Below are 20,739 nucleotides of genomic sequence, written 5' to 3'. Positions count from 1 at the left end.
AATTATTCATAGTTATATAATCGTGAAAAATACCTTAGTGTTATAATATTCGGATATAAAAATAGTTGGTTATTATTATTATTGAATTTATGTATTAATAATTATTCACGCTATTATCTAGTTTTATTTTTAACACTATGTTATAAATTATCTGCGCAGTGTTATGATAATCAAACTTTATGGATAGATAATATGAAATTTTGGTCTATAACTTTAGTAACTATAATTTGTTTTTTATTGATAGCTATTTATTATGTATCCTTTGATTCAAGATCTGTGCCATTAAATAATCGCTTGGATATTGATGTTAATCTTATAACTCAAGAAGGTAAACAATTTACGCTTAATTCTTTATATGGAAAGCCTTCTATAGTTTTTTTTGGCTTTACAAATTGTGTTAAATTGTGTCCTACTACATTGTCTAACTTGGATGGTTGGTTGAAGAAAGCTGATCCAACAGGAAATTTGATTGGTGCTTATTTTATTACGGTTGATCCTAGAAGGGATAATCCTGAATTAATGAAAAAATTCGTTACTAAATTTTCTGATCGTATTATAGGATTATCTGGAGATCCTGTGAATGTTATGAAAGTTGTTAGGAGATTTCGTATCTATGTAAATGATGTTTTGGAAAACAAGTCAGATTCGGAAAATAAGTATTTTGTAGATCATACAACAGCTCTATTATTATTGAATGCTTCTGGTAGTATTGTAGGTACCATTGCTTATCAAGAAGATTCATCATCTGCTATTAATAAAATTAATCGATTAATTGCAGAAAATAGTAATAAGATGCCAGTTTAAATCATTTTAAATCATTTATTTAATATAGTAATCTTATTTCATATATTGTTGTTTATTATAGTGATTAATCGATTTATTTGTTTTTTTTATAAATAGTATAATTATATTATTAATCTATTTTTACATTGGTAAAAGTTTTATTTAATAATTGATATTAATAATTTTAGTTATTTTATTATTATAATTTAATAAATTTATGGACAAGGATATTATTTTTTATATAAGTTGGTTTTTTATTTATGAACGTTAATTTTTTTACAATATGAAATATGCTGAAAATGAATTACTTATAAATATTATATTACACAGTCTATAGAATATTTTTCTGTTTTAAGCATGTATACCCATATAAAGAATATATATATATGTATGTGAAAGGCAAGTTTATATGTAAAAGTATTTTTATTATAAATGACATTATCAATTTTAGCATTATGGTTATGATTGATGAAGGAAATTTAAGATTGTTGTATATTATTATTTTATAATATTTTTTCATTACAAGTAAATAATAGGTATTTGTGCTTTATATTAGATTATTTTTTAAATGTGAATGAATATGCCGAATAAAAAATTTCCTATTTCATTTCCGCTACTTCTTGCTGATATAGGTGGTACTAATATTCGCTTTGCGATATTGTTTAGCATAGAATCTGATCTTGAATTTATTTATACATTAAAAACGTCTGATTATAATAGTTTAGAGGATGCAATAAATGATTTAATTTTAAATAAGATATCAATAAAAGTAAGGCTACGTTCTGTATTTTTAGCTGTTGCTGCATCAATTTATTCTCAAGATAGTATAGTGATGACAAACTCTAAATTGGTTATTAGTCCAAATATATTGATATCTTATATGTCTTTTGAGGATGTTTTTATTATTAATGATTTTGAAGCGCAAGCTCTAGCGATTTCTTCATTAGATGATAGTAATTATGTTTGTATTGCTAATAATACGAAAAATATTAGTTGTGTTTACTCATCTAAGGTTATTATTGGTCCTGGTACTGGATTGGGTGTAGCAGGATTAATACGTGTTAATGATTCGTGGGTTCCCATTGCTGGAGAAGGTGGTCATATGAATATAGGACCTATTTCTAAGCGTGATTTTGAGATTTTCCCTTATTTGACAAAATATGTTGATGGAAGATTTTCTGCTGAAAGTTTGCTTTCTGGTAGAGGTCTCGTAAGTATCTACAAAGCAGTTTGTGTTGCTAATGGTATTGAAGATAATAGTATATTTTATCCTGAAGATATACTATCTAAGGGTTTAAATCCTATTTCATGTGAGGCCATTGATCTTTTTTGTGAATATCTAGGACGCTTTTCTGGAGATCTTGCATTATTATTTATGGCGAGAGGTGGTGTGTATATTTCTGGTGGTATTTCTTATGTTATTAAAAATTTTTTACATAGTTCTAGTTTTCGTTATGCTTTTGAAAATAAATCACCCCATAAAGATCTGATGCGTAAAATACCGATATATCTTGTAACAAATCCTAACATTGCTCTTTTGGGGATGCTTTCATATATAAGAAAATCTTATAATTATGTGTTACATTATGAGGGAATTAAGCGTCGTTGGTATTGACTATTTTTTCATGTGTGTACGATTATATTATTTTTAATCATATAATATTTATTTATTGAGAGAAGTAATATGCAAAAATCTCCGATGAGAATTGCTATTTTAGGTGGAGGAGGACGTATGGGTAAGGCCTTGGTTAAGGCGATTCATGAAAATTCCTCTGTCAATTTACAATCTATAATAGTACGTGCAGGCTCTCCTCTTTTGGGAAAGGATGCTGGTGTTGTTGCGGGAATGCCGTTTATTGGTGTTCAGTTTACCGATGATATTAAAAAAGCATTGCATTCTGTAGATGGAGTGATTGATTTTTCTTCTCCTGCATTTACTTTAGAAGCTTTGAAAATCTCCTCTGATATGCATATCGTGCATATTATTGGCACAACGGGTTTTTCTGATAATGATAATAATATAATTAATGATTTTTCTAGAAATGCTAAAATTGTTAAATCAGGAAATATGAGCTTAGGTATTAATTTTTTGGGTGCGTTGGCAAAAATATCTGCAAGGTATTTTCCCGGGAATAAATGGGATTTTGAAATTTTAGAAATGCACCATCGTCATAAATTAGATGCCCCTTCAGGAACGGCATTATTTCTTGGAGATGCTATATCTAGTGGTCGTAATGTAGATCTTTCTAAGAATTATGTGTTAGATCGCAATAAAAAACATCAACTGCGTAAAGAAGGTTCTATTGGATTTGCAACATTGCGAGGAGGATCTGTCGTTGGAGATCACTCTATTATTATTGCTGGTGAAGGTGAATCTATAACATTATCGCATAGTGCTTATGATAGATCTATTTTCGCAAATGGTGCTATTACTGCAGCTTTATGGGCATTATCTAAAGATAATGGATTATATTCGATGTTGGATGTTTTAGATATGGAATTATTTGATAAGGAATAAAATTTATGACTAGGATGCTTGTTCTTGTTCGTCATGGTCAAAGCGAGTGGAATTTTAAAAATCTTTTCACCGGTAAGATGAATCCTCCTTTAACGCCTGTTGGAGTAAATGAGGCGATATCGGTTGGTAAGAAATTTATCGAGCATGGAATATCTTTTGATGCTGCTTTTAGCTCTTCATTAAAAAGATCTCAGGATACTTGTAAGTTAATTTTAAAAGAAGTTAATCAAGAAAATATTCAGCCAATTTATTCAGCTGCTCTTAACGAACGTGATTATGGTGATCTTTCTGGGATGAATAAAGATGATGCTAGGAAAAGATGGGGGGATTATCAAGTAAATATTTGGCGTCGTTCATATGATGTATCTCCTCCAAGAGGAGAAAGTCTTAGAGATACAAGCGCTCGTGTTTTATCGTATTATCTTACTTCTATTTTACCAGTTATACTACAAAATAAATCAGTTCTTGTGACGGCACATGGTAATTCCTTGCGATCTTTATTAATGGTTTTAGACGGTATAAATTCAGATAGTATTGCTGATGTAAATATAGATACAGGAGAGCCAATTTTATATCATTTAAATACAGATTCAACCGTGATTTCAAAAAAGATTTTTAGAAAGACATAGTTTAGATAAAATTAAATGATATAGTACATAATATAATTATATTGGTTTTTATTATTATTTAACGCTTAACTTTTTTTATAATTATTTATAATATGATCAATTATGTTAAAATCATTTTGGACTATGTTTTAATCTTATAAATCACCATAAACTATCGATGCTCTTTATCAATCATTAATCTAAATATCAATACATTATCTTAATGTATTGTAGATATATAAAATTTTATAAATTATAAGTAAAATTGTTTTATATTTCAGGGATATACCTCTAAACTAGGGAAGTGTTTTATATTTTTTATTAATAAAGAGAGGATTTATTTGATATCTTATATGATAAAATTTATAAAACATATTTTTAATTCATTCCTTGCCAATTATCTGCAATTTTTATATCTACTTTTAATGGTACCATTAATTTAATTCTAGGTAAGCATGCGTTTTTCATTGATTGCATAATAATATTAGAAGCTTGTTCTATTTCTTCTTCTGTTGCTTCAAAGAGAAGTTCGTCGTGAATTTGTAATAACATTTTTGTTGATAAATTATGTAAATCAAATAACTTTTGCACTTTGATCATAGCTCTTCTTGTGATATCTGCTGCTGATCCTTGTATAGGAGCATTAACTGCGGCTCTTTCACTAATACTTCTAATAGATTTTTTAGGTGAGTTGATATCCTCATAATATATTCGACGTCCAAAAATAGTTTCTACAAAAGAATTTTCTCTTACAAAATTTTTTGTATTTTCAATATATTCATATATTCCTGGGAAGCGATTAAAGTATCTATTAATATAGTCAGCTGCTTCATGACGTGTTATCTTAAGCTGTTTTGCGAGCATGAAAGGTGATATGCCGTATATTATACTAAAATTTATAGTTTTTGCGCGTCTTCTCATATCTTGAGATACTTTATCTGAGCTTATCCCAAAGATCTCTGATGCTGTAACTGTATGAATATCCAGTGATTTTTCGAAGGCCTTACATAATGGGTTTATTTGTGCAATATGTGCTAAAATTCTTAATTCAATTTGATTATAGTCTGCTGAAACAAGTTTTTTCCCGGGAGAAGCTATGAATGATTTTCGAATTTTTTTCCCTAAATCGCTTTTTATGGGAATATTTTGAAGATTTGGTTCTAAAGAGGAAAGTCGTCCAGTAGTTGTGGATGCTATTGAATAAAACGTATGTATGCGATTTGTCTTATTATTTATATGATGTGGTAAGGAGTCAGAATATGTTGATTTTATTTTTGATATTTGACGCCATTCAAGAATATACGGAATAAGAGGACTGTTTCCATAGTTTATTTGTTCAATATCTTCAGCTTTGGTTTTCCATTGTCCTGTTTTGGTTTTATTTCCGCCTGGTAATTTAAGTTTTTCAAATAAAATATCTCCTAGTTGTTTGGGTGAGGCAATATTAAATTTTTCTCCAGACTCATTATATATTTTTTCTTCTAATACTGACAGATCTTTTGATAATTCATACGAAAGATCTAAAAGCAATTTTTTGTCTATTTTTATTCCTTCTATTTCCATTTGTGCTACGACATTAATTATTGGCTTGTCCAATCTTTCATATACACAGAGTAATCTTTCAGAAATTAACTTTGCCTTAAGTAGCAACCATAATTTTAAAATAACATAACTGTTATTTTTGGCATATTCTTGAATTTGTAAATCATTGATTTCATCAATTGGTATAAATGATTTTCTTGATCCTAATATATCTTTTCGTTTCATAATATTATAAGAAAGCCATTTATTGGCAATGTATTGCAAATCATGAGAAGATTTGCTGGAGTTTAATACATAGGACATGATCATGATATCATCAAATCCGTTTATGGTAATTCCATAGCGATGTAAAACAAGTTTATCATATTTTATGTTATGTCCTATTTTAAGTATTTTTTCATTTTCAAATAAATCTTTTAAATGGGATAAAACATCTTCTATTGAGTATTTTTCTTTTCTAAAATTCAATGGAATATATATTGTAATATTTTCCTCTTTTGAATAGGAAGGGTAATTATCAAGAATGCTGAACGAAATTGCAATTGGCTTGGAATTAAAAGCATCTATTATATCAGTTATAATTTTGAAAGAAACTATGTTACTTTTCTTTAATATACCAATCCATTTTTTAATATCTTCAATATCAATTATTTTGATATATGCATTATATTCGATATTTGATTTAGATAAAATTTTATAACGTTCTAAAAATAAGTTTTTAGTGCTATTTTTTGATATACTTCCCTCAAGTTTTCCTGAAATTATATCGTCGTTATAATTTTTATATTTTCCCGCTATTGCTTTATTAGGTACAAAATCTATATCTATAAATAAAGGATCAATGTTATTTGCATTGCAATCGCAGGCCTTAGCAACACGGTTTATTAGTTTAGTAAATTCTAAAGCCTTAAGAAAAGAAATTATCTTAGGTCCGTTTTTATCCTCTAATATTAGATTATCAATCGGGATGCTGATTTGTACATCTGTGCGAAGTTTAACGAGATTACGAGAAGTTAGCACTATATCTATATTATTTAATATGCTTTCACGTCTTTTTTTTTGTTTTATTTGATTTGCATTTTTAATAATATTATCAACATTTTTATACTCTTGTAGAAGAGATATGGCTGTTTTATATCCTATTCCCGGAGCTCCTGGAATATTATCAGAAGGATCTCCCGCTAATGCTTGCAAACACACCATTTGTTCTGGTTTGACATTCCATTTTTTAATAACGCTTTCAACATCGATTTTTTCTTCATTGATTGTATCATACATGCAAATATTAGGACTTATTAGTTGCATTAAATCTTTATCTGTAGATATAATGGTAACTAAAAAACCTTCTTTCTCTGCTAAGATAGCATATGTTGCAATAATATCGTCAGCTTCGAAACCTTTGAGTTCAATAGATTGTATTCCAAATGCTTTTGTTGCTAAACGCACAATCGGTAATTGAGGTATTAACATTTCAGGAATTTGACTACGATTGGCTTTATATTCCGGATAAATGTCATTTCGGAAAGTTTTCCCAGAATGATCAAACACTACAGCAAAATGGGATGCCGTGTTTTCTATACGCGAATTTTGTAGTAATTTCCATAACATGTTGCAAAAACCAGAAATAGCATTTACTGGCAATCCATCTAATTTACGATAAAGGGGAGGCGTTGCGTAAAATGCTTTATATATAAAACTTGATCCATCAACTAGGAAAATATGCTTATTTTCTTTTTGCATAAATAATTAGACTCTTAAACTTTTTATTATATCAACACGCTACTATTTAGTTAATTACTAGGAAAATAACTTAGAAGGAAGTTATTATTAAGATCAATTCTATTATACGTCTAAGATAATTTATGATGATTATATAGTATTTTTATCACTCTTATCTAATATACAGTATTCAGATTAGATTACGATAATTTATTTTTTTACAATATATATCTTCCATAACATTATTTAATGTTATTTATTTTTTATAAAATTATTAACACAATGATATCTCAATGGATTTATAAAACAATAATAATTAATTTATCTTTAGAAATTATTTGTATAATACTGTAATCACACTCTTAATTATACATAATATTTACATAAGTTATTACGAATCCTTTGTAAAATGCTACAATCATTATTGTTGAATATAAATTTTGATTTAGTGATTTTTTCGTAAGCTGTTATATAAGCCTTTGATACATCAAGTATAAGTTCATTGGGTATTTTAGGTATTTTATCTTTATAAGGATAGCAACGTTTAAGTATCCAATTTCTAATAATGTCTTTATCTAATCCAGACGGCATAATGCCATCTATAATAGATTGTTTATAACCTTCTATTGTCCAATAACGACTAGAATCAGGAGTGTGTATTTCATCTGCTAATATTATTTCATTTGATTTATTTAATCCAAACTCGTATTTGCTATCTGCAAGAATTAAACCGCTATCTGCCGCTATTTTACATCCGCGATTGAAGAGAGATAGAGAATAATTTGAAATTATATCCCATTGCTTTTTTGTAAGAATGCCCTGTTGAATAATTTCGTGTGCGGATATTGGGAGATCATGATCATTTTTTGCAGATTTGGTGGTAGGAGTTATGATTGGTTGCGGTAGTTTTTGATTCTTACTCATTCCATCAGGGAGACGGTGGCCATATATTATACGATCTCCTTTTTTATATAACGTAAGGATAGAAGTATTCGTATTGCCTGATAGATAGCCACGTACAATTAATTCTATAGGAATCATTTTTAATTGTTCCCCGACCAAAACATTGGGGTCAGGATAATCTATAGCATAATTTTTACATATATCAGATGTATTTTTAAACCAGTATTTTGTCATCTGATTTAATATTTGCCCCTTATGAGGAACGCAGGCAATATTACGGTCAAAAGCACTTAATCTATCTGTTGCTATTGTTATACGAATGCCGTTATCTAAAAAGTAATTTTCACGTACTTTGCCAGAATAATAATTTGGTAATTCTGCTATATAAGCTTTGGAGAGGGTTTCCATTATTATGACCTCTACATATTATTGTTGTTTTATTATTTTTTAAGGATTTACGTTTCTAGGGGATATAGTTTTTATTTGATAGAGTCAAATAAGGTTTAAAAAAAGATATAAGAGATATGTTATAAGATTAAGTGATATAAAAATATATATGTATTTGTATTTTTGTTGACTAAAGTAGAATGATCTGTTTAATATTGCGGGTTGGTATTTGACAAAGGAATAAGGAGAAGGAAGGGAGACATGGACGGCGATTTTTAATATTTGTAATATTATTTATTAATATTATGGATTTAGGAACGTTTAAGATGTTTTTCTAACTAGTTGATGCGTTTATATACGTTATTAGCGGAAGGATTTGAGCATGTTTGCGTTTTTAGCAATAACATGAGAGTTTGATCCTGGCTCAGAACGAACGCTGGCGGCAGGCTTAACACATGCAAGTCGAGCGAGTACGCAAGTACTAGCGGCAGACGGGTGAGTAACGCGTGGGGATCTACCTTTTTCTACGGGATAACGCACGGAAACGTGTGCTAATACCGTATACGCCTTTAGAGGGAAAGATTTTATTGGAGAAAGATGAACCCGCGTTAGATTAGCTAGTTGGTGGGGTAAAGGCCTACCAAGGCGATGATCTATAGCTGGTCTGAGAGGACGATCAGCCACACTGGGACTGAGACACGGCCCAGACTCCTACGGGAGGCAGCAGTGGGGAATATTGGACAATGGGGGCAACCCTGATCCAGCCATGCCGCGTGAGTGAAGAAGGCCTTAGGGTTGTAAAGCTCTTTCGCCGGAGAAGATAATGACGGTAACCGGAGAAGAAGCCCCGGCTAACTTCGTGCCAGCAGCCGCGGTAATACGAAGGGGGCGAGCGTTGTTCGGAATAACTGGGCGTAAAGGGTGCGTAGGCGGGCGATTAAGTTAGAGGTGAAATCCCAAGGCTCAACCTTGGAACTGCCTTTAATACTGTTTGTCTAGAGTTCAGGAGAGGTGAGCGGAATTCCGAGTGGAGAGGTGAAATTCGTTGATATTCGGAGGAACACCAGTGGCGAAGGCGGCTCACTGGCCTGATACTGACGCTGAGGCACGAAAGCGTGGGGAGCAAACAGGATTAGATACCCTGGTAGTCCACGCTGTAAACGATGAGTGCTAGCTGTTGGGTGGTTTACCATTCAGTGGCGCAGCTAACGCGTTAAGCACTCCGCCTGGGGAGTACGGTCGCAAGATTAAAACTCAAAGGAATTGACGGGGGCCCGCACAAGCGGTGGAGCATGTGGTTTAATTCGATGCAACGCGCAGAACCTTACCAGCCCTTGACATGGTGGGACGATATCAGAGATGATATTTTCTTTTCGGAGACCCACACACAGGTGCTGCATGGCTGTCGTCAGCTCGTGTCGTGAGATGTTGGGTTAAGTCCCGCAACGAGCGCAACCCCTGCCTATATTTGCCATCATTAAGTTGGGAACTTTATAGGGACTGCCGGTGATAAGCCGGAGGAAGGTGGGGATGACGTCAAGTCCTCATGGCCCTTATGGGCTGGGCTACACACGTGCTACAATGGTGGTGACAGAGGGTTGCAAAGTCGCGAGGCGGAGCTAATCCCTAAAAGCCATCTCAGTTCGGATTGCACTCTGCAACTCGAGTGCATGAAGTTGGAATCGCTAGTAATCGCGGATCAGCATGCCGCGGTGAATACGTTCTCGGGCCTTGTACACACCGCCCGTCACACCATGGGAGTTGGTTTTGCCTGAAGACGGTGAGCTAACCGTAAGGAGGCAGCCGGCCACGGTAGGGTCAGCGACTGGGGTGAAGTCGTAACAAGGTAGCCGTAGGGGAACCTGCGGCTGGATCACCTCCTTTCTAAGGAAGATGTTTATTATTATTAGATTAATTTGATGATATTAGCATTTTTTAAAGATAGAGCGTTAAGCTCAAGATATGATCTGTTATTTATTAATGACAGTTTTTTATGTCGCCGTCCAAGTTTCTCTTTCTTTTCCCATGTTTTTGCGAATGATGGGGTCGTTTATTATTAAATAGGGCCCATAGCTCAGGCGGTTAGAGTGCACCCCTGATAAGGGTGAGGTCGGTAGTTCGAGTCTACCTGGGCCCACCACCCATTTTTAGGGGCCGTAGCTCAGCTGGTAGAGCGCCTGCTTTGCAAGCAGGATGTCAGCGGTTCGATTCCGCTCGGCTCCACCATTTGCAATTATTAATATTTTTTTGTTTTAATACATAAGATATATTAAAATTGAATAGAAGATAGATTTTTTTGTATTATAGATGATTGCATTGTATGCGAGCATTTATATTACCGACGTTAGATAACCGGACGTTGATAATTTATCTCAGGAATAGGTCTTGAAGAAGCATTGTTATAGAGATGATGTTTTTTTGATTGATTTTAAGTTATAATGATAATTATGACTATTGACAATGAGAGTGATCAAGCGCAAAAGGGCATTTGGTGGATGCCTTGGTATGCACAGGCGATGAAGGACGTGATATGCTGCGATAAGCTAAGGGGAGCTGCTAATAAGCTTTGATCCGTAGATTTCCGAATGGGGGAACCCACCTTAAGATGTCTAGGAAAGTGAACTGTAAGGTTTAATTTTTTAGGTATTTTTGGGTATCTTTACTTGAATAAAATAGGGTAAAAGAAGCGAACGCAGGGAACTGAAACATCTAAGTACCTGTAGGAAAGGACATCAATTGAGACTCCGTTAGTAGTGGCGAGCGAACGCGGACCAGGCCAGTGATAGATATATTTTAAGTAGAAATACCTGGGAAGGTATGCCATAGTAGGTGATAGCCCTGTACACGTAATGGATATATTTATACTTGAGTAGGGCGGGACACGAGGAATCCTGTCTGAATATGGGGCGACCACGCTCCAAGCCTAAGTACTCGTGCATAACCGATAGTGAACTAGTACCGTGAGGGAAAGGCGAAAAGAACCCCTACTAGGGGAGTGAAATAGACCCTGAAACCGAATGCCTACAAACAGTCGAAGGCCGCGAGGCTGACGGCGTACCTTTTGTATAATGGGTCAACGACTTAGTGTGACAAGCGAGCTTAAGCCGATAGGTGTAGGCGTAGCGAAAGCGAGTCTTAATAGGGCGATTAGTTTGTTGCATTAGACCCGAAACCGAGTGATCTATCCATGAGCAGGTTGAAGATTGGGTAACACCAATTGGAGGACCGAACCCGTATCTGTTGCAATAGATTGGGATGACTTGTGGATAGGGGTGAAAGGCCAATCAAACTCGGAGATAGCTGGTTCTCCGCGAAATCTATTTAGGTAGAGCGTTAACTGAATACCCTCGGGGGTAGAGCACTGGATAGGCTATGGGGGCTTACCGCCTTACTGATCCTAGCCAAACTCCGAATACCGAGGAGTAATAGTTGGCAGACACACAGTGGGTGCTAACGTCCATTGTGGAGAGGGAAACAACCCTGACCTCCATCTAAGGTCCCGAAGTCATGGCTAAGTGGGAAAGGAAGTAGAGATCCCAAAACAACCAGGATGTTGGCTTAGAAGCAGCCATCATTTAAAGAAAGCGTAACAGCTCACTGGTCTAGATAAGGTTTTCTGCGCCGAAAATGTAACGGGGCTAAAGCCATGCACCGAAGATGAGGACTTGTTTTATAACGAGTGGTAGCGGAGCGTTCCGTAAGCTGATGAAGGAGGATCTGTGAGGACCTCTGGAGGTATCGGAAGTGAGAATGTTGACATGAGTAACGATAAAGAGGGTGAGAGACCCTCTCGCCGAAAGACCAAGGGTTCCTGCTTAAAGTTAATCTGAGCAGGGTTAGCCGGCCCCTAAGGTGAGGCGGAGACGCGTAGCTGATGGGAACCACATTAATATTTGTGGGCCTGGTGGAAGTGACGGATTAAGTAAGTTGTACATTTTATTGGATTAGATGTGCTTTGAATTAGTTCCAGGAAATAGCTCCACCGTATAGACCGTACCCTAAACCGACACAGGTGGTTAGGTAGAGAATACTAAGGCGCTTGAGAGAACTGCGTTGAAGGAACTCGGCAAATTGCACGCGTAACTTAGGGATAAGCGTGACCTTTATTTGGGCAACCAGATAGAGGTGTCACAAACTAGGGGGTAGCGACTGTTTACCAAAAACACAGGGCTCTGCGAAGTCGTAAGACGAAGTATAGGGCCTGACGCCTGCCCGGTGCTGGAAGGTTAATAGGAGGGGTGAGAGCTCTGAATTGAAGCCCCAGTAAACGGCGGCCGTAACTATAACGGTCCTAAGGTAGCGAAATTCCTTGTCGGGTAAGTTCCGACCTGCACGAATGGCGTAACGACTTCCCCACTGTCTCCAACGCAGACTCAGTGAAATTGAATTCCCCGTGAAGATGCGGGGTTCCTGCGGTTAGACGGAAAGACCCCGTGCACCTTTACTATAGCTTTACATTGGCATTTGTATTGACATGTGTAGGATAGGTGGTAGGCATTGAAGCAGAGGCGCTAGTTTTTGTGGAGCCATCCTTGAAATACCACCCTTATTGATGTGGATGTCTAACCGCGCACCGTTATCCGGTGCCGGGACATTGTATGGTGGGTAGTTTGACTGGGGCGGTCGCCTCCGAAAGAGTAACGGAGGCGCGCGATGGTAGGCTCAGAGCGGTCGGAAATCGCTTGTTGAGTGCAATGGCATAAGCCTGCCTGACTGTGAGACTGACAAGTCGAGCAGAGACGAAAGTCGGTCATAGTGATCCGGTGGTTCCGAGTGGAAGGGCCATCGCTCAACGGATAAAAGGTACGCCGGGGATAACAGGCTGATGACCCCCAAGAGTCCATATCGACGGGGTTGTTTGGCACCTCGATGTCGGCTCATCGCATCCTGGGGCTGGAGAAGGTCCCAAGGGTTTGGCTGTTCGCCAATTAAAGCGGTACGTGAGCTGGGTTCAGAACGTCGTGAGACAGTTCGGTCCCTATCTGCCGTGGGTGTAGGAATATTGACAGGATCTTTCCCTAGTACGAGAGGACCGGGATGGACGTATCTCTGGTGGACCTGTTGTTTTTCCAAGAGCATAGCAGGGTAGCTAAATACGGAAAGGATAACCGCTGAAAGCATCTAAGTGGGAAGCCCACCTGAAAACTAGTATTCCCTATCAGAGCCGTGGTAGACTACCACGTTGATAGGCTGGATGTGGAAGCTGGGTAACCAGTGTAGCTTACCAGTACTAATAGCTCGATTGGCTTGATTGCTCTTATTGTCAATAGTCATATATATAATATATAGTATAAAGATATCCGTTTTTTATAGACTTGGTGGCTTTTGCGGGGTTACTGCACCCGTTCTCATTCCGAACACGGCCGTTAAATGCCCCAGCGCCTATGGTACTTCATCTTAAGATGCGGGAGAGTTGGTCGTTGCCAGGTCTATAAAGCACGGATTTTATTTTATCGCGGGGTGGAGCAGTATGGTAGCTCGTCAGGCTCATAACCTGAAGGTCGTGGGTTCAAATCCTACCCCCGCAACCATATTAATCGTGGGTTTTTTGATAATGATTAAAGATATAAAGGACCGAATAATATCTTCTTTGAAGATATTGCATATATCAGGTGATGAACATAACATTGTTGATATGGGTCGTGTTTCTGATATCTGTATAGTTAAGGATAAGGCCTATCTTTCGATAAGAGTAGATATAGATGAAGCATCAGGATTAGATTCATTACGTTTACGAGCTGAAGAATTAGTTAAAGATGTTCCTGAGATAGGAAGTGCTGTTGTAACTTTGACAGATGATAAGGTATTTAAAGTTTCTTCTAAGAATAGTTTTGTTAAAGGTATTGTAAGTTTTATAGCTGTTGCCTCTGGTAAAGGAGGTGTTGGCAAATCGACGACAGCAGTTAATATAGCGTGTTCTTTGAGTTCTATTGGAAATAGAGTTGCGATTTTGGATGCGGATGTCCATGGTCCTTCGATCCCAAAACTACTAGACATTGATTGTAAAGCAGAAATATTGGGAAAAAATAAACTTAAACCTATCGAAAAATATGGCATTAAAATTATGTCAATAGCTGCTCTAGTCGATAATAAATCTGCTATGATTTGGAGAGGACCTATGGTCCAGTCCGCTGTGATTAATATGTTAAAATATGTTACATGGGGAAATATCGATGTTATGTTAATTGATATGCCTCCAGGAACAGGAGATGCAATATTAGCTATTGCTCAGAAAATACCTCTATCAGGCGTCATTGTCGTTTCTACACCACAAGAATTAGCTTTGATTGATGTTAGAAGATCTATATCTATGTTTCAAAAATTGAATGTTCCTATTATTGGTATGATTGAGAATATGAGTTATTTTATGGATTATGATACTGGTAAAAAATATGATATATTAGGACAAGGTGGTGTTGTTTCTGAAGCAGAGAAAATGGGTATACCTTTTTTAGAATCAATTCCTTTCGATACTGACGTTAGAATTAGTTCAGATTTAGGATTTCCAATTGTTTTGAGTAATCCAGATTCAGTATTGTCAGTTACATATAAAAAAATTGCAGATCGTGTTCAACAGTTCCTTGAGAAGGGAAGATCATCAAGTAGAATTTTGTAAAATATTAGATATTTTTAAAATAGTTTTCGGTGATTACTTTTTTTTATACTTTGTGATTTTTATATCTAATATAAAATAAATATTTTAATTGATGTTATCAGCATATTTCCATGTTATAGATTTTATTGAATTAAATTATATAATAAATTACTGTATATCATATGCGAATAATGTTTTTTGAATATTTCGTATTTTCTAGATATAAAAATTAATTAATTTTTTGATCAAATATATTAAGTTACTAATAGTAATTAGTTTATAGAGACGTATATTCATGACCACTCATAGCAAAAATGTTACGAATAATAATCTAGGCCTTTTTTATCTTGTTTTTGAATCTATAGGTGTTGTTTATGGGGATATTGGAACCAGTGTTTTATACTCTTTTAAAGAATCGTTGAAGGTGATTAATCAATCTTCTTCTGTAGGAAGGATAGAGGTTATAGGTCTAGTCTCTTTGATGATTTGGATTCTTACTTTAGTTGTAACAATAAAATACATACTATTATTGTTGAGAGCTGATAATGATGGTGAGGGAGGGATATTATCTCTTCTTGCACTACTGTTAAAGAAATATCCAAAAGGATCATCTATATTAATTTTCTTAGGATTAATCGGTGCTGCATTATTCATTGGCGATACAATATTAACTCCAGCTCTTTCTGTTCTGTCTGCAGTAGAAGGCATAAGATATATGGCTCCTGGATTAATTAATTATGCTGTTCCCATCTCATTAGTCATATTAGTTTTTTTATTTTCAATGCAGTCTCATGGGACAGTAGGTATAGCTCGTTTTTTTTCTCCTATTATGGGGATTTGGCTACTAATGATAACAATATCTGGATTAATCAATATTTTTTATGATCTTAGCATTCTTGCTGCTTTTAATCCTCTATATGCTTTTAATATATTGATGAGAGAAGGTAGTCTTTCTCTAATAATATTAGGTTCGGTTTTTTTGACTATTACGGGATCTGAGGCTCTTTATGCTGATCTTGGACACTTTGGCCGTAAACCTATCCAATACGCTTGGATGATTATGATTTTTCCTGCTTTGACAATTAATTATTTAGGGCAGGGTGCTTTAGTTCTTGCCAATCCTATGTATGCTCAAGATCCTTTTTATCTTATGTTTTCAGGATGGTTTTTGCCGGTGGCAGTTTTTATAGCAACATGTGCAACTGTTATTGCTAGTCAATCGGTTATTACAGGCGCATTTTCACTAACTCAACAGGCAATTAATTTGAGATTTTTGCCAAGAATGAAGGTGATTTTTACTTCAGAGACATTTAAGGGACAGGTTTTTTTACCAAGCGTTAATTTATTTTTATTAATTTGTGTAATTATATTTGTGATTTATTTTAAAAAATCTGAATTTCTGATTTCGGCATATGGTATTTCTGTAAGTGGAACTATGATTATTTCCACAATAATGTTTTGTATTTTTTCGCGTATATATTTGCAATGGAAGCTTTATAAAACCATCTTATTTATTCTTCCTTTATTTTTAATTGAAATGACTTTTTTTATATCAAATATGCTTAAATTTTTTGATGGAGGATATGTTTCATTATTTATTGCATTTTTATGTATTATTGTAATGTCTACATGGAGAAGAGGTATAAATCTTTTATCAAAACTTACACAATATTCAGATATTCCATTAGCTTCTTTTATTGCTTCGATAGAGAAATTAAGTCATCAAGTTCCTGGTACTGCAATTTTCCTTACTAATGATGCACGAGCTGTTCCGGATGCATTATTACAGAATATCAAACATAATCACGTATTACATGAACATAATATTATTATGACAATTAATACCGCTAATAAACCCCGTGTGCCAGATAATGAACGTTTTATTCATGAAAGAATTTCAGAACGTTTTTCACGTTTAGAATTATTTTTTGGATATATGGAAAGACCAAATGTTTCTCAAGCGCTTGTAGATCTTATAAATAATGGTTTGCAATTTGAGATTATGAATACATCATTCTATTTAGGAAGACGTAAATTAGTTCCTATCTCTCGTTCTGGGATGCCTTCATGGCAGGATCATTTGTTTATAATTCTTTTTTCTCATGCGGAGTCTCCATCTGATTATTTTCACTTGCCTACAAATCGAGTAGTAGAACTTGTTTCACATGTAAATATATAAATCATTTTGCTATTTATAAAAATAATCATAAATTTTATTAGCTAACTTATAAAATATTATAAAAAAATCTATTATTAATATTATAGTTTTATCTTTAGGCAAATTCTAATTTAAAAATTAATAGATTAAATACGATTGTATAAGTATAAATCAATGAGATCATTTTTTTATAACTATTGTCTTATATTTCAATGTTTATCTGCTATTGATTTTTATATGCAATTATTTCATCTATTTATTTTTTTAAGGGTACATATTAATAATATTATGATGAATTACAGTAATATTTTCTGCAAGTTGGGGATATGACTATGATATTTATATTAATCTGCTAATAATGCACAATATACTATAATAAATTAGGAAATTTGTTCTAAAAAATTATTAAAAACCAATAGATTATAATTTTTATAATATAATTTACTTGGTAGTATAAAGTTGTTTGATTAATACATTATTTTTAAAAAATTTTATAAATCCGATCAATTTTTTATATTTTGCGCAAAAACTGATAGTAATAGTAATAGAAAATTATTTGATGATGGAGATCATTATAATCGTTTTGTTAGATGATTACTATCGCTATACATTGATGAAATAACAGATGAAATTATTAATATAACGCTGCTTGTTCCAGTAAATATTTCTGGGATATTAAATATAGTCTGTAAAAACATTACCATTGAAAGAACGAAGATGGCATAAAATGATCCATGTTCAAGGTACTTATATTTATTGATAATCCCTGTTTTAAGAATAAAAATAGTCATAGAGCGAACATATACTGCTCCAATTGCGAGTCCTATAATTATAATAGGAAAATTTTTAGTAATTGCAAATGAACTTATGACTCCATCAAAAGACATACTGGCATCAATTATTTCGAGATATAAGAAAAGGCTAAGTCCATATTTTGTTTGTCCGGCAATTTTTTTATTGTTATTAGTTGATATTATAAGCTCTAAAAAATTGATTGCATAAAATATTATCAAAGCAAAAACCGAAGAATATAATAATATGTAAATATCATCTGTTTTTAATCTAGATGATATTCCTATAATGAATAAATATACTAAAATGATCTTCAGTCCTTTAATTCTAGCAAATCTTGATATATGACGCTCTAAAAAGCTGATCCAGTGAACATTTTTTTTAGTATCAAAGAAGAAGTTAAGGCTAACCATCATTAAGAATGTACCGCCAAATCCTGCAATAGGTAGGTGTGCATTAGTGATAATTTTTAAGTAGTCGCTTGGATTAAATATAGCAATATTGATTGCTTCAATTGGATTTATACTTGCTGAAACGCAGACAATAACTATTGGAAATATGATTCGCATGCCGAATACAGCGATTAATATTCCCCAAGTCATAAATCTTTTTTGCCAAATAGGTGACATTTTTTGTAGATTGCGTGCATTAATAATAGAATTATCAAAGGATAGAGATATTTCCATTATTGCTAGTATAATGCATATATAAACTGTTTCGATTGTTAGTGATACAGTTTTAGTTGTCGTCCATCCAATCCATATGCTGAGTAAAATAGCAATTATTGTAATAAAAATAGACCATCGACAATGATATATAACGCTTTTAAGTAATGTACTGTTTTTCATTCAAATATTTTAAATATATTTTTCAAAAGTTTAAAAAATACTTTTATAAATTACATTGCATGATAATATACTCATTTGGAGATATCAATGCTAGATTATAATCTAAAAATTCATTTATAACATTTTGAAAGATGGAGGCAATAATTATTTTTTTTCAACTGTTTTTTTATTATACTTCTTATATAATCGTTCAATGATAGGCGATATGTTATATGTAGTTTGATCTCTTATTTTATAATGAAATCTCAATAAATTGTTAATGCTATATTAGATGATTATCTTTTATCAATAAATATGGCTTAATTATATAATTAATAGAGAAAAATATAATTTTGATTATATGATATGCTTATGAATATTATGTTATTGATGCATTTTTAGCTCTATAATATTCAGTAAGGCTTTTTTGACGAGCTTCTTGGTGATCTATAATTGGAATAGGATAATTTATATATTGTCTTTCTTCATTGTTCCAATCATTAATTGTGTGTATCTGTTTATCTGAAATATTTTTTAGTTCAGGTATCCATTGACGTATAAAAATACATTCTTTATCAAAACGTTTCCCTTGAGTAATAGGATTAAAAATTCGAAAATAGGGGACTGAATCACTACCCACAGAAGCTGCCCATTGCCATCCTCCATTATTAGATGCTAGATCTCCATCTATTAGTTGCGACATGAAATATTTTTCTCCAAGTCGCCAATCTATGAGAAGATCTTTAACTAAAAAACTTGCACTTATCATGCGTAAACGATTGTGCATCCATCCTATAGAATTTAGTTGTCGCATTGCTGCATCAACTATAGGTATCCCCGTAAGGCCTTGTTTCCAAGCTTGAAAAGATTTACTATCACAGTTCCATTTTATTTGTTCAGTCCATTTAATAAATGGTTTGCCCATGCATAAAAATGGGTAAGCGACTATTAAATGACGATAAAATTCACGCCAAATTAGTTCATTTAGCCAACTAAAAGCGTTTTTAATAAAGATATCTGGAAATTCAGCTTTTAACCTATTAAAGCATTGACGAGTTGAAATTGCTCCAATAGATAGATATGGTGATAAATTACTAGTGCCTTTAATGGATGGAATGTCTCGTTGTTCAGCATAATTTTGTACTTTGTGTTTACAGAAATCTCGCAATAATTGTAGCGCGTTTTTTTCACCTATAGGGAATATTGGGTCAACTTCTTGATATGGGTAATTAAAAGGCGGAGGTAATGTTTTTATGGATATAGGTCCATTTTTACGTATTTTAGGCGCTGGTAAAGATTGCATATCTGATTCAGTAATATGACTAATAAATGCTTTGCGAAATGGCGTATATATTTTATACATTTTGCCGCTATCATTTAGTATACTTCCAGGTGGAAGCATGACGCTATCGTCAAATCCTCTACATATGACTTTATTTTTTAAACGTTGTTCTAGTTTACGATCACGTCGATACTCATTAATTTCATATTGATAATTATAGAAAAGTTCTGAAACCTGCTGTTTATTACAATAATCTTCTAACCATTTTATTGAATTATCGAAATCAGTACACTGATGATATATAAGCGTAATTCCTTTTTTAGCTAATGATTCTTGTACTTTTAGGAGCGTTTTATAAATAAATGTTGCTTGACGTGCTGACATGTCGTGTTGACGCCATTGTTCTGGTGTAGCAATAAATACTGCAATTACTTTTGCATTTGGATCGCTACATGCAGCATGCAATGCCTTATTATCGGTAATGCGAAGATCATTTCGTAGCCAAACCACACGAGTAATCATATAATGCTTTCCTAGTTCTAAAAAGATATTTTAAGATAACAATATCGAAAAATGATTATATCATCATGTTGTAGATTATGATATCTTTATTAGCGTATGATTT

At 33.7% G+C, this 20,739-nt stretch carries 10 protein-coding genes, 3 tRNA genes and 3 rRNA genes; 12 read left to right on the top strand and 4 right to left on the bottom strand.

Translation table 11 applies throughout. From position 1 onward, the window contains the following. The first annotated feature begins 192 nt into the window (after positions 1–192). The 4 genes from LAM_RS04250 (at position 193) to LAM_RS04235 (ending at position 3,930) form a co-directional block, all read left to right on the top strand. A complete protein-coding gene (locus tag LAM_RS04250) occupies positions 193–804 on the top strand; it encodes an SCO family protein (protein WP_007557100.1) in 612 nt (203 codons plus the stop codon). A 559-nt stretch (positions 805–1,363) separates the two neighbouring features. Next, positions 1,364–2,398, top strand: coding sequence for a glucokinase (locus LAM_RS04245; protein ID WP_007557101.1), 1,035 nt, complete (start codon positions 1,364–1,366; stop codon positions 2,396–2,398). Positions 2,399–2,467: 69 nt separating this feature from the next. Further along, positions 2,468–3,301 (top strand): 4-hydroxy-tetrahydrodipicolinate reductase, encoded by an 834-nt coding sequence (dapB, locus tag LAM_RS04240; protein WP_007557103.1) that lies wholly within the window; start codon positions 2,468–2,470, stop codon positions 3,299–3,301. A 5-nt stretch (positions 3,302–3,306) separates the two neighbouring features. After that, positions 3,307–3,930, top strand: coding sequence for a 2,3-bisphosphoglycerate-dependent phosphoglycerate mutase (locus LAM_RS04235; RefSeq protein ID WP_007557104.1), 624 nt, complete (start codon positions 3,307–3,309; stop codon positions 3,928–3,930). Between the two features lie 357 nt (positions 3,931–4,287). Here the strand turns inward: LAM_RS04235 and polA are convergent, their stop codons facing one another. Then, complete coding sequence (polA, locus tag LAM_RS04230; protein WP_007557105.1) at positions 4,288–7,191, bottom strand: DNA polymerase I; 2,904 nt, start codon at positions 7,189–7,191, stop codon at positions 4,288–4,290. Between the two features lie 345 nt (positions 7,192–7,536). Beyond that, positions 7,537–8,481 carry a phosphoribosylaminoimidazolesuccinocarboxamide synthase gene (locus tag LAM_RS04225; RefSeq protein ID WP_007557106.1) on the bottom strand — a complete coding sequence of 315 codons (945 nt, stop codon included), beginning with the start codon at positions 8,479–8,481 and terminating at the stop codon, positions 7,537–7,539. A 380-nt stretch (positions 8,482–8,861) separates the two neighbouring features. Here LAM_RS04225 and LAM_RS04220 point away from each other — a divergent pair. From LAM_RS04220 to LAM_RS04185, 8 genes are all read left to right on the top strand, one after another. After that, positions 8,862–10,344, top strand: a 16S ribosomal RNA gene (locus LAM_RS04220). Between the two features lie 179 nt (positions 10,345–10,523). Next, positions 10,524–10,600 (top strand) — tRNA-Ile (locus LAM_RS04215). A 10-nt stretch (positions 10,601–10,610) separates the two neighbouring features. Further along, positions 10,611–10,686: transfer RNA gene (locus LAM_RS04210), tRNA-Ala, on the top strand. Positions 10,687–10,928: 242 nt separating this feature from the next. Then, positions 10,929–13,715 (top strand): 23S ribosomal RNA (locus LAM_RS04205). Positions 13,716–13,774: 59 nt separating this feature from the next. Then, positions 13,775–13,889 (top strand): 5S ribosomal RNA (gene rrf / locus LAM_RS04200). Together the 16S, 23S and 5S rRNA genes with 3 tRNA genes alongside form the textbook arrangement of a ribosomal RNA operon. Before the next feature lie 25 nt (positions 13,890–13,914). Beyond that, positions 13,915–13,991 (top strand) — tRNA-Met (locus LAM_RS04195). A 23-nt stretch (positions 13,992–14,014) separates the two neighbouring features. Then, positions 14,015–15,076 (top strand): Mrp/NBP35 family ATP-binding protein, encoded by a 1,062-nt coding sequence (locus tag LAM_RS04190; RefSeq protein WP_040055866.1) that lies wholly within the window; start codon positions 14,015–14,017, stop codon positions 15,074–15,076. Positions 15,077–15,350: 274 nt separating this feature from the next. Then, the gene (locus tag LAM_RS04185) at positions 15,351–17,234 is read left to right on the top strand and encodes a potassium transporter Kup (RefSeq protein WP_007557107.1); all 1,884 of its coding nucleotides are present in this window, start codon (positions 15,351–15,353) and stop codon (positions 17,232–17,234) included. Positions 17,235–17,785: 551 nt separating this feature from the next. Here the strand turns inward: LAM_RS04185 and LAM_RS04180 are convergent. Then, positions 17,786–18,853, bottom strand: coding sequence for a DUF475 domain-containing protein (locus LAM_RS04180; RefSeq protein WP_023466374.1), 1,068 nt, complete (start codon positions 18,851–18,853; stop codon positions 17,786–17,788). Positions 18,854–19,211: 358 nt separating this feature from the next. Further along, positions 19,212–20,636: a deoxyribodipyrimidine photo-lyase gene (gene phrB / locus LAM_RS04175; RefSeq protein WP_007557110.1), complete on the bottom strand. Its 1,425-nt coding sequence runs from the start codon at positions 20,634–20,636 to the stop codon at positions 19,212–19,214. Positions 20,637–20,739 lie beyond the last annotated feature (103 nt).

The organism is Candidatus Liberibacter americanus str. Sao Paulo (assembly GCF_000496595.1).
GTDB classification, from domain to species: Bacteria; Pseudomonadota; Alphaproteobacteria; order Rhizobiales; family Rhizobiaceae; genus Liberibacter; species Liberibacter americanus.
Note: the sequence above shows the minus strand (reverse complement) of the source record. Positions and strands in the feature narration are given on the sequence as shown.

What these genes read in the sequence shown, in the direction of transcription:
- LAM_RS04235 (WP_007557104.1), top strand. Translation starts at nt 3,307, where the DNA reads ATGACTAGGATGCTTGTTCTTGTTCGTCATGGTCAAAGCGAGTGGAAT.
- LAM_RS04190 (WP_040055866.1), top strand. Translation starts at nt 14,015, where the DNA reads ATGATTAAAGATATAAAGGACCGAATAATATCTTCTTTGAAGATATTG.
- LAM_RS04185 (WP_007557107.1), top strand. Translation starts at nt 15,351, where the DNA reads ATGACCACTCATAGCAAAAATGTTACGAATAATAATCTAGGCCTTTTT.
- phrB (WP_007557110.1), bottom strand. Translation starts at nt 20,636, where the DNA reads ATGATTACTCGTGTGGTTTGGCTACGAAATGATCTTCGCATTACCGAT.
- polA (WP_007557105.1), bottom strand. Translation starts at nt 7,191, where the DNA reads ATGCAAAAAGAAAATAAGCATATTTTCCTAGTTGATGGATCAAGTTTT.
- dapB (WP_007557103.1), top strand. Translation starts at nt 2,468, where the DNA reads ATGCAAAAATCTCCGATGAGAATTGCTATTTTAGGTGGAGGAGGACGT.
- LAM_RS04245 (WP_007557101.1), top strand. Translation starts at nt 1,364, where the DNA reads ATGCCGAATAAAAAATTTCCTATTTCATTTCCGCTACTTCTTGCTGAT.
- LAM_RS04250 (WP_007557100.1), top strand. Translation starts at nt 193, where the DNA reads ATGAAATTTTGGTCTATAACTTTAGTAACTATAATTTGTTTTTTATTG.
- LAM_RS04180 (WP_023466374.1), bottom strand. Translation starts at nt 18,853, where the DNA reads ATGAAAAACAGTACATTACTTAAAAGCGTTATATATCATTGTCGATGG.
- LAM_RS04225 (WP_007557106.1), bottom strand. Translation starts at nt 8,481, where the DNA reads ATGGAAACCCTCTCCAAAGCTTATATAGCAGAATTACCAAATTATTAT.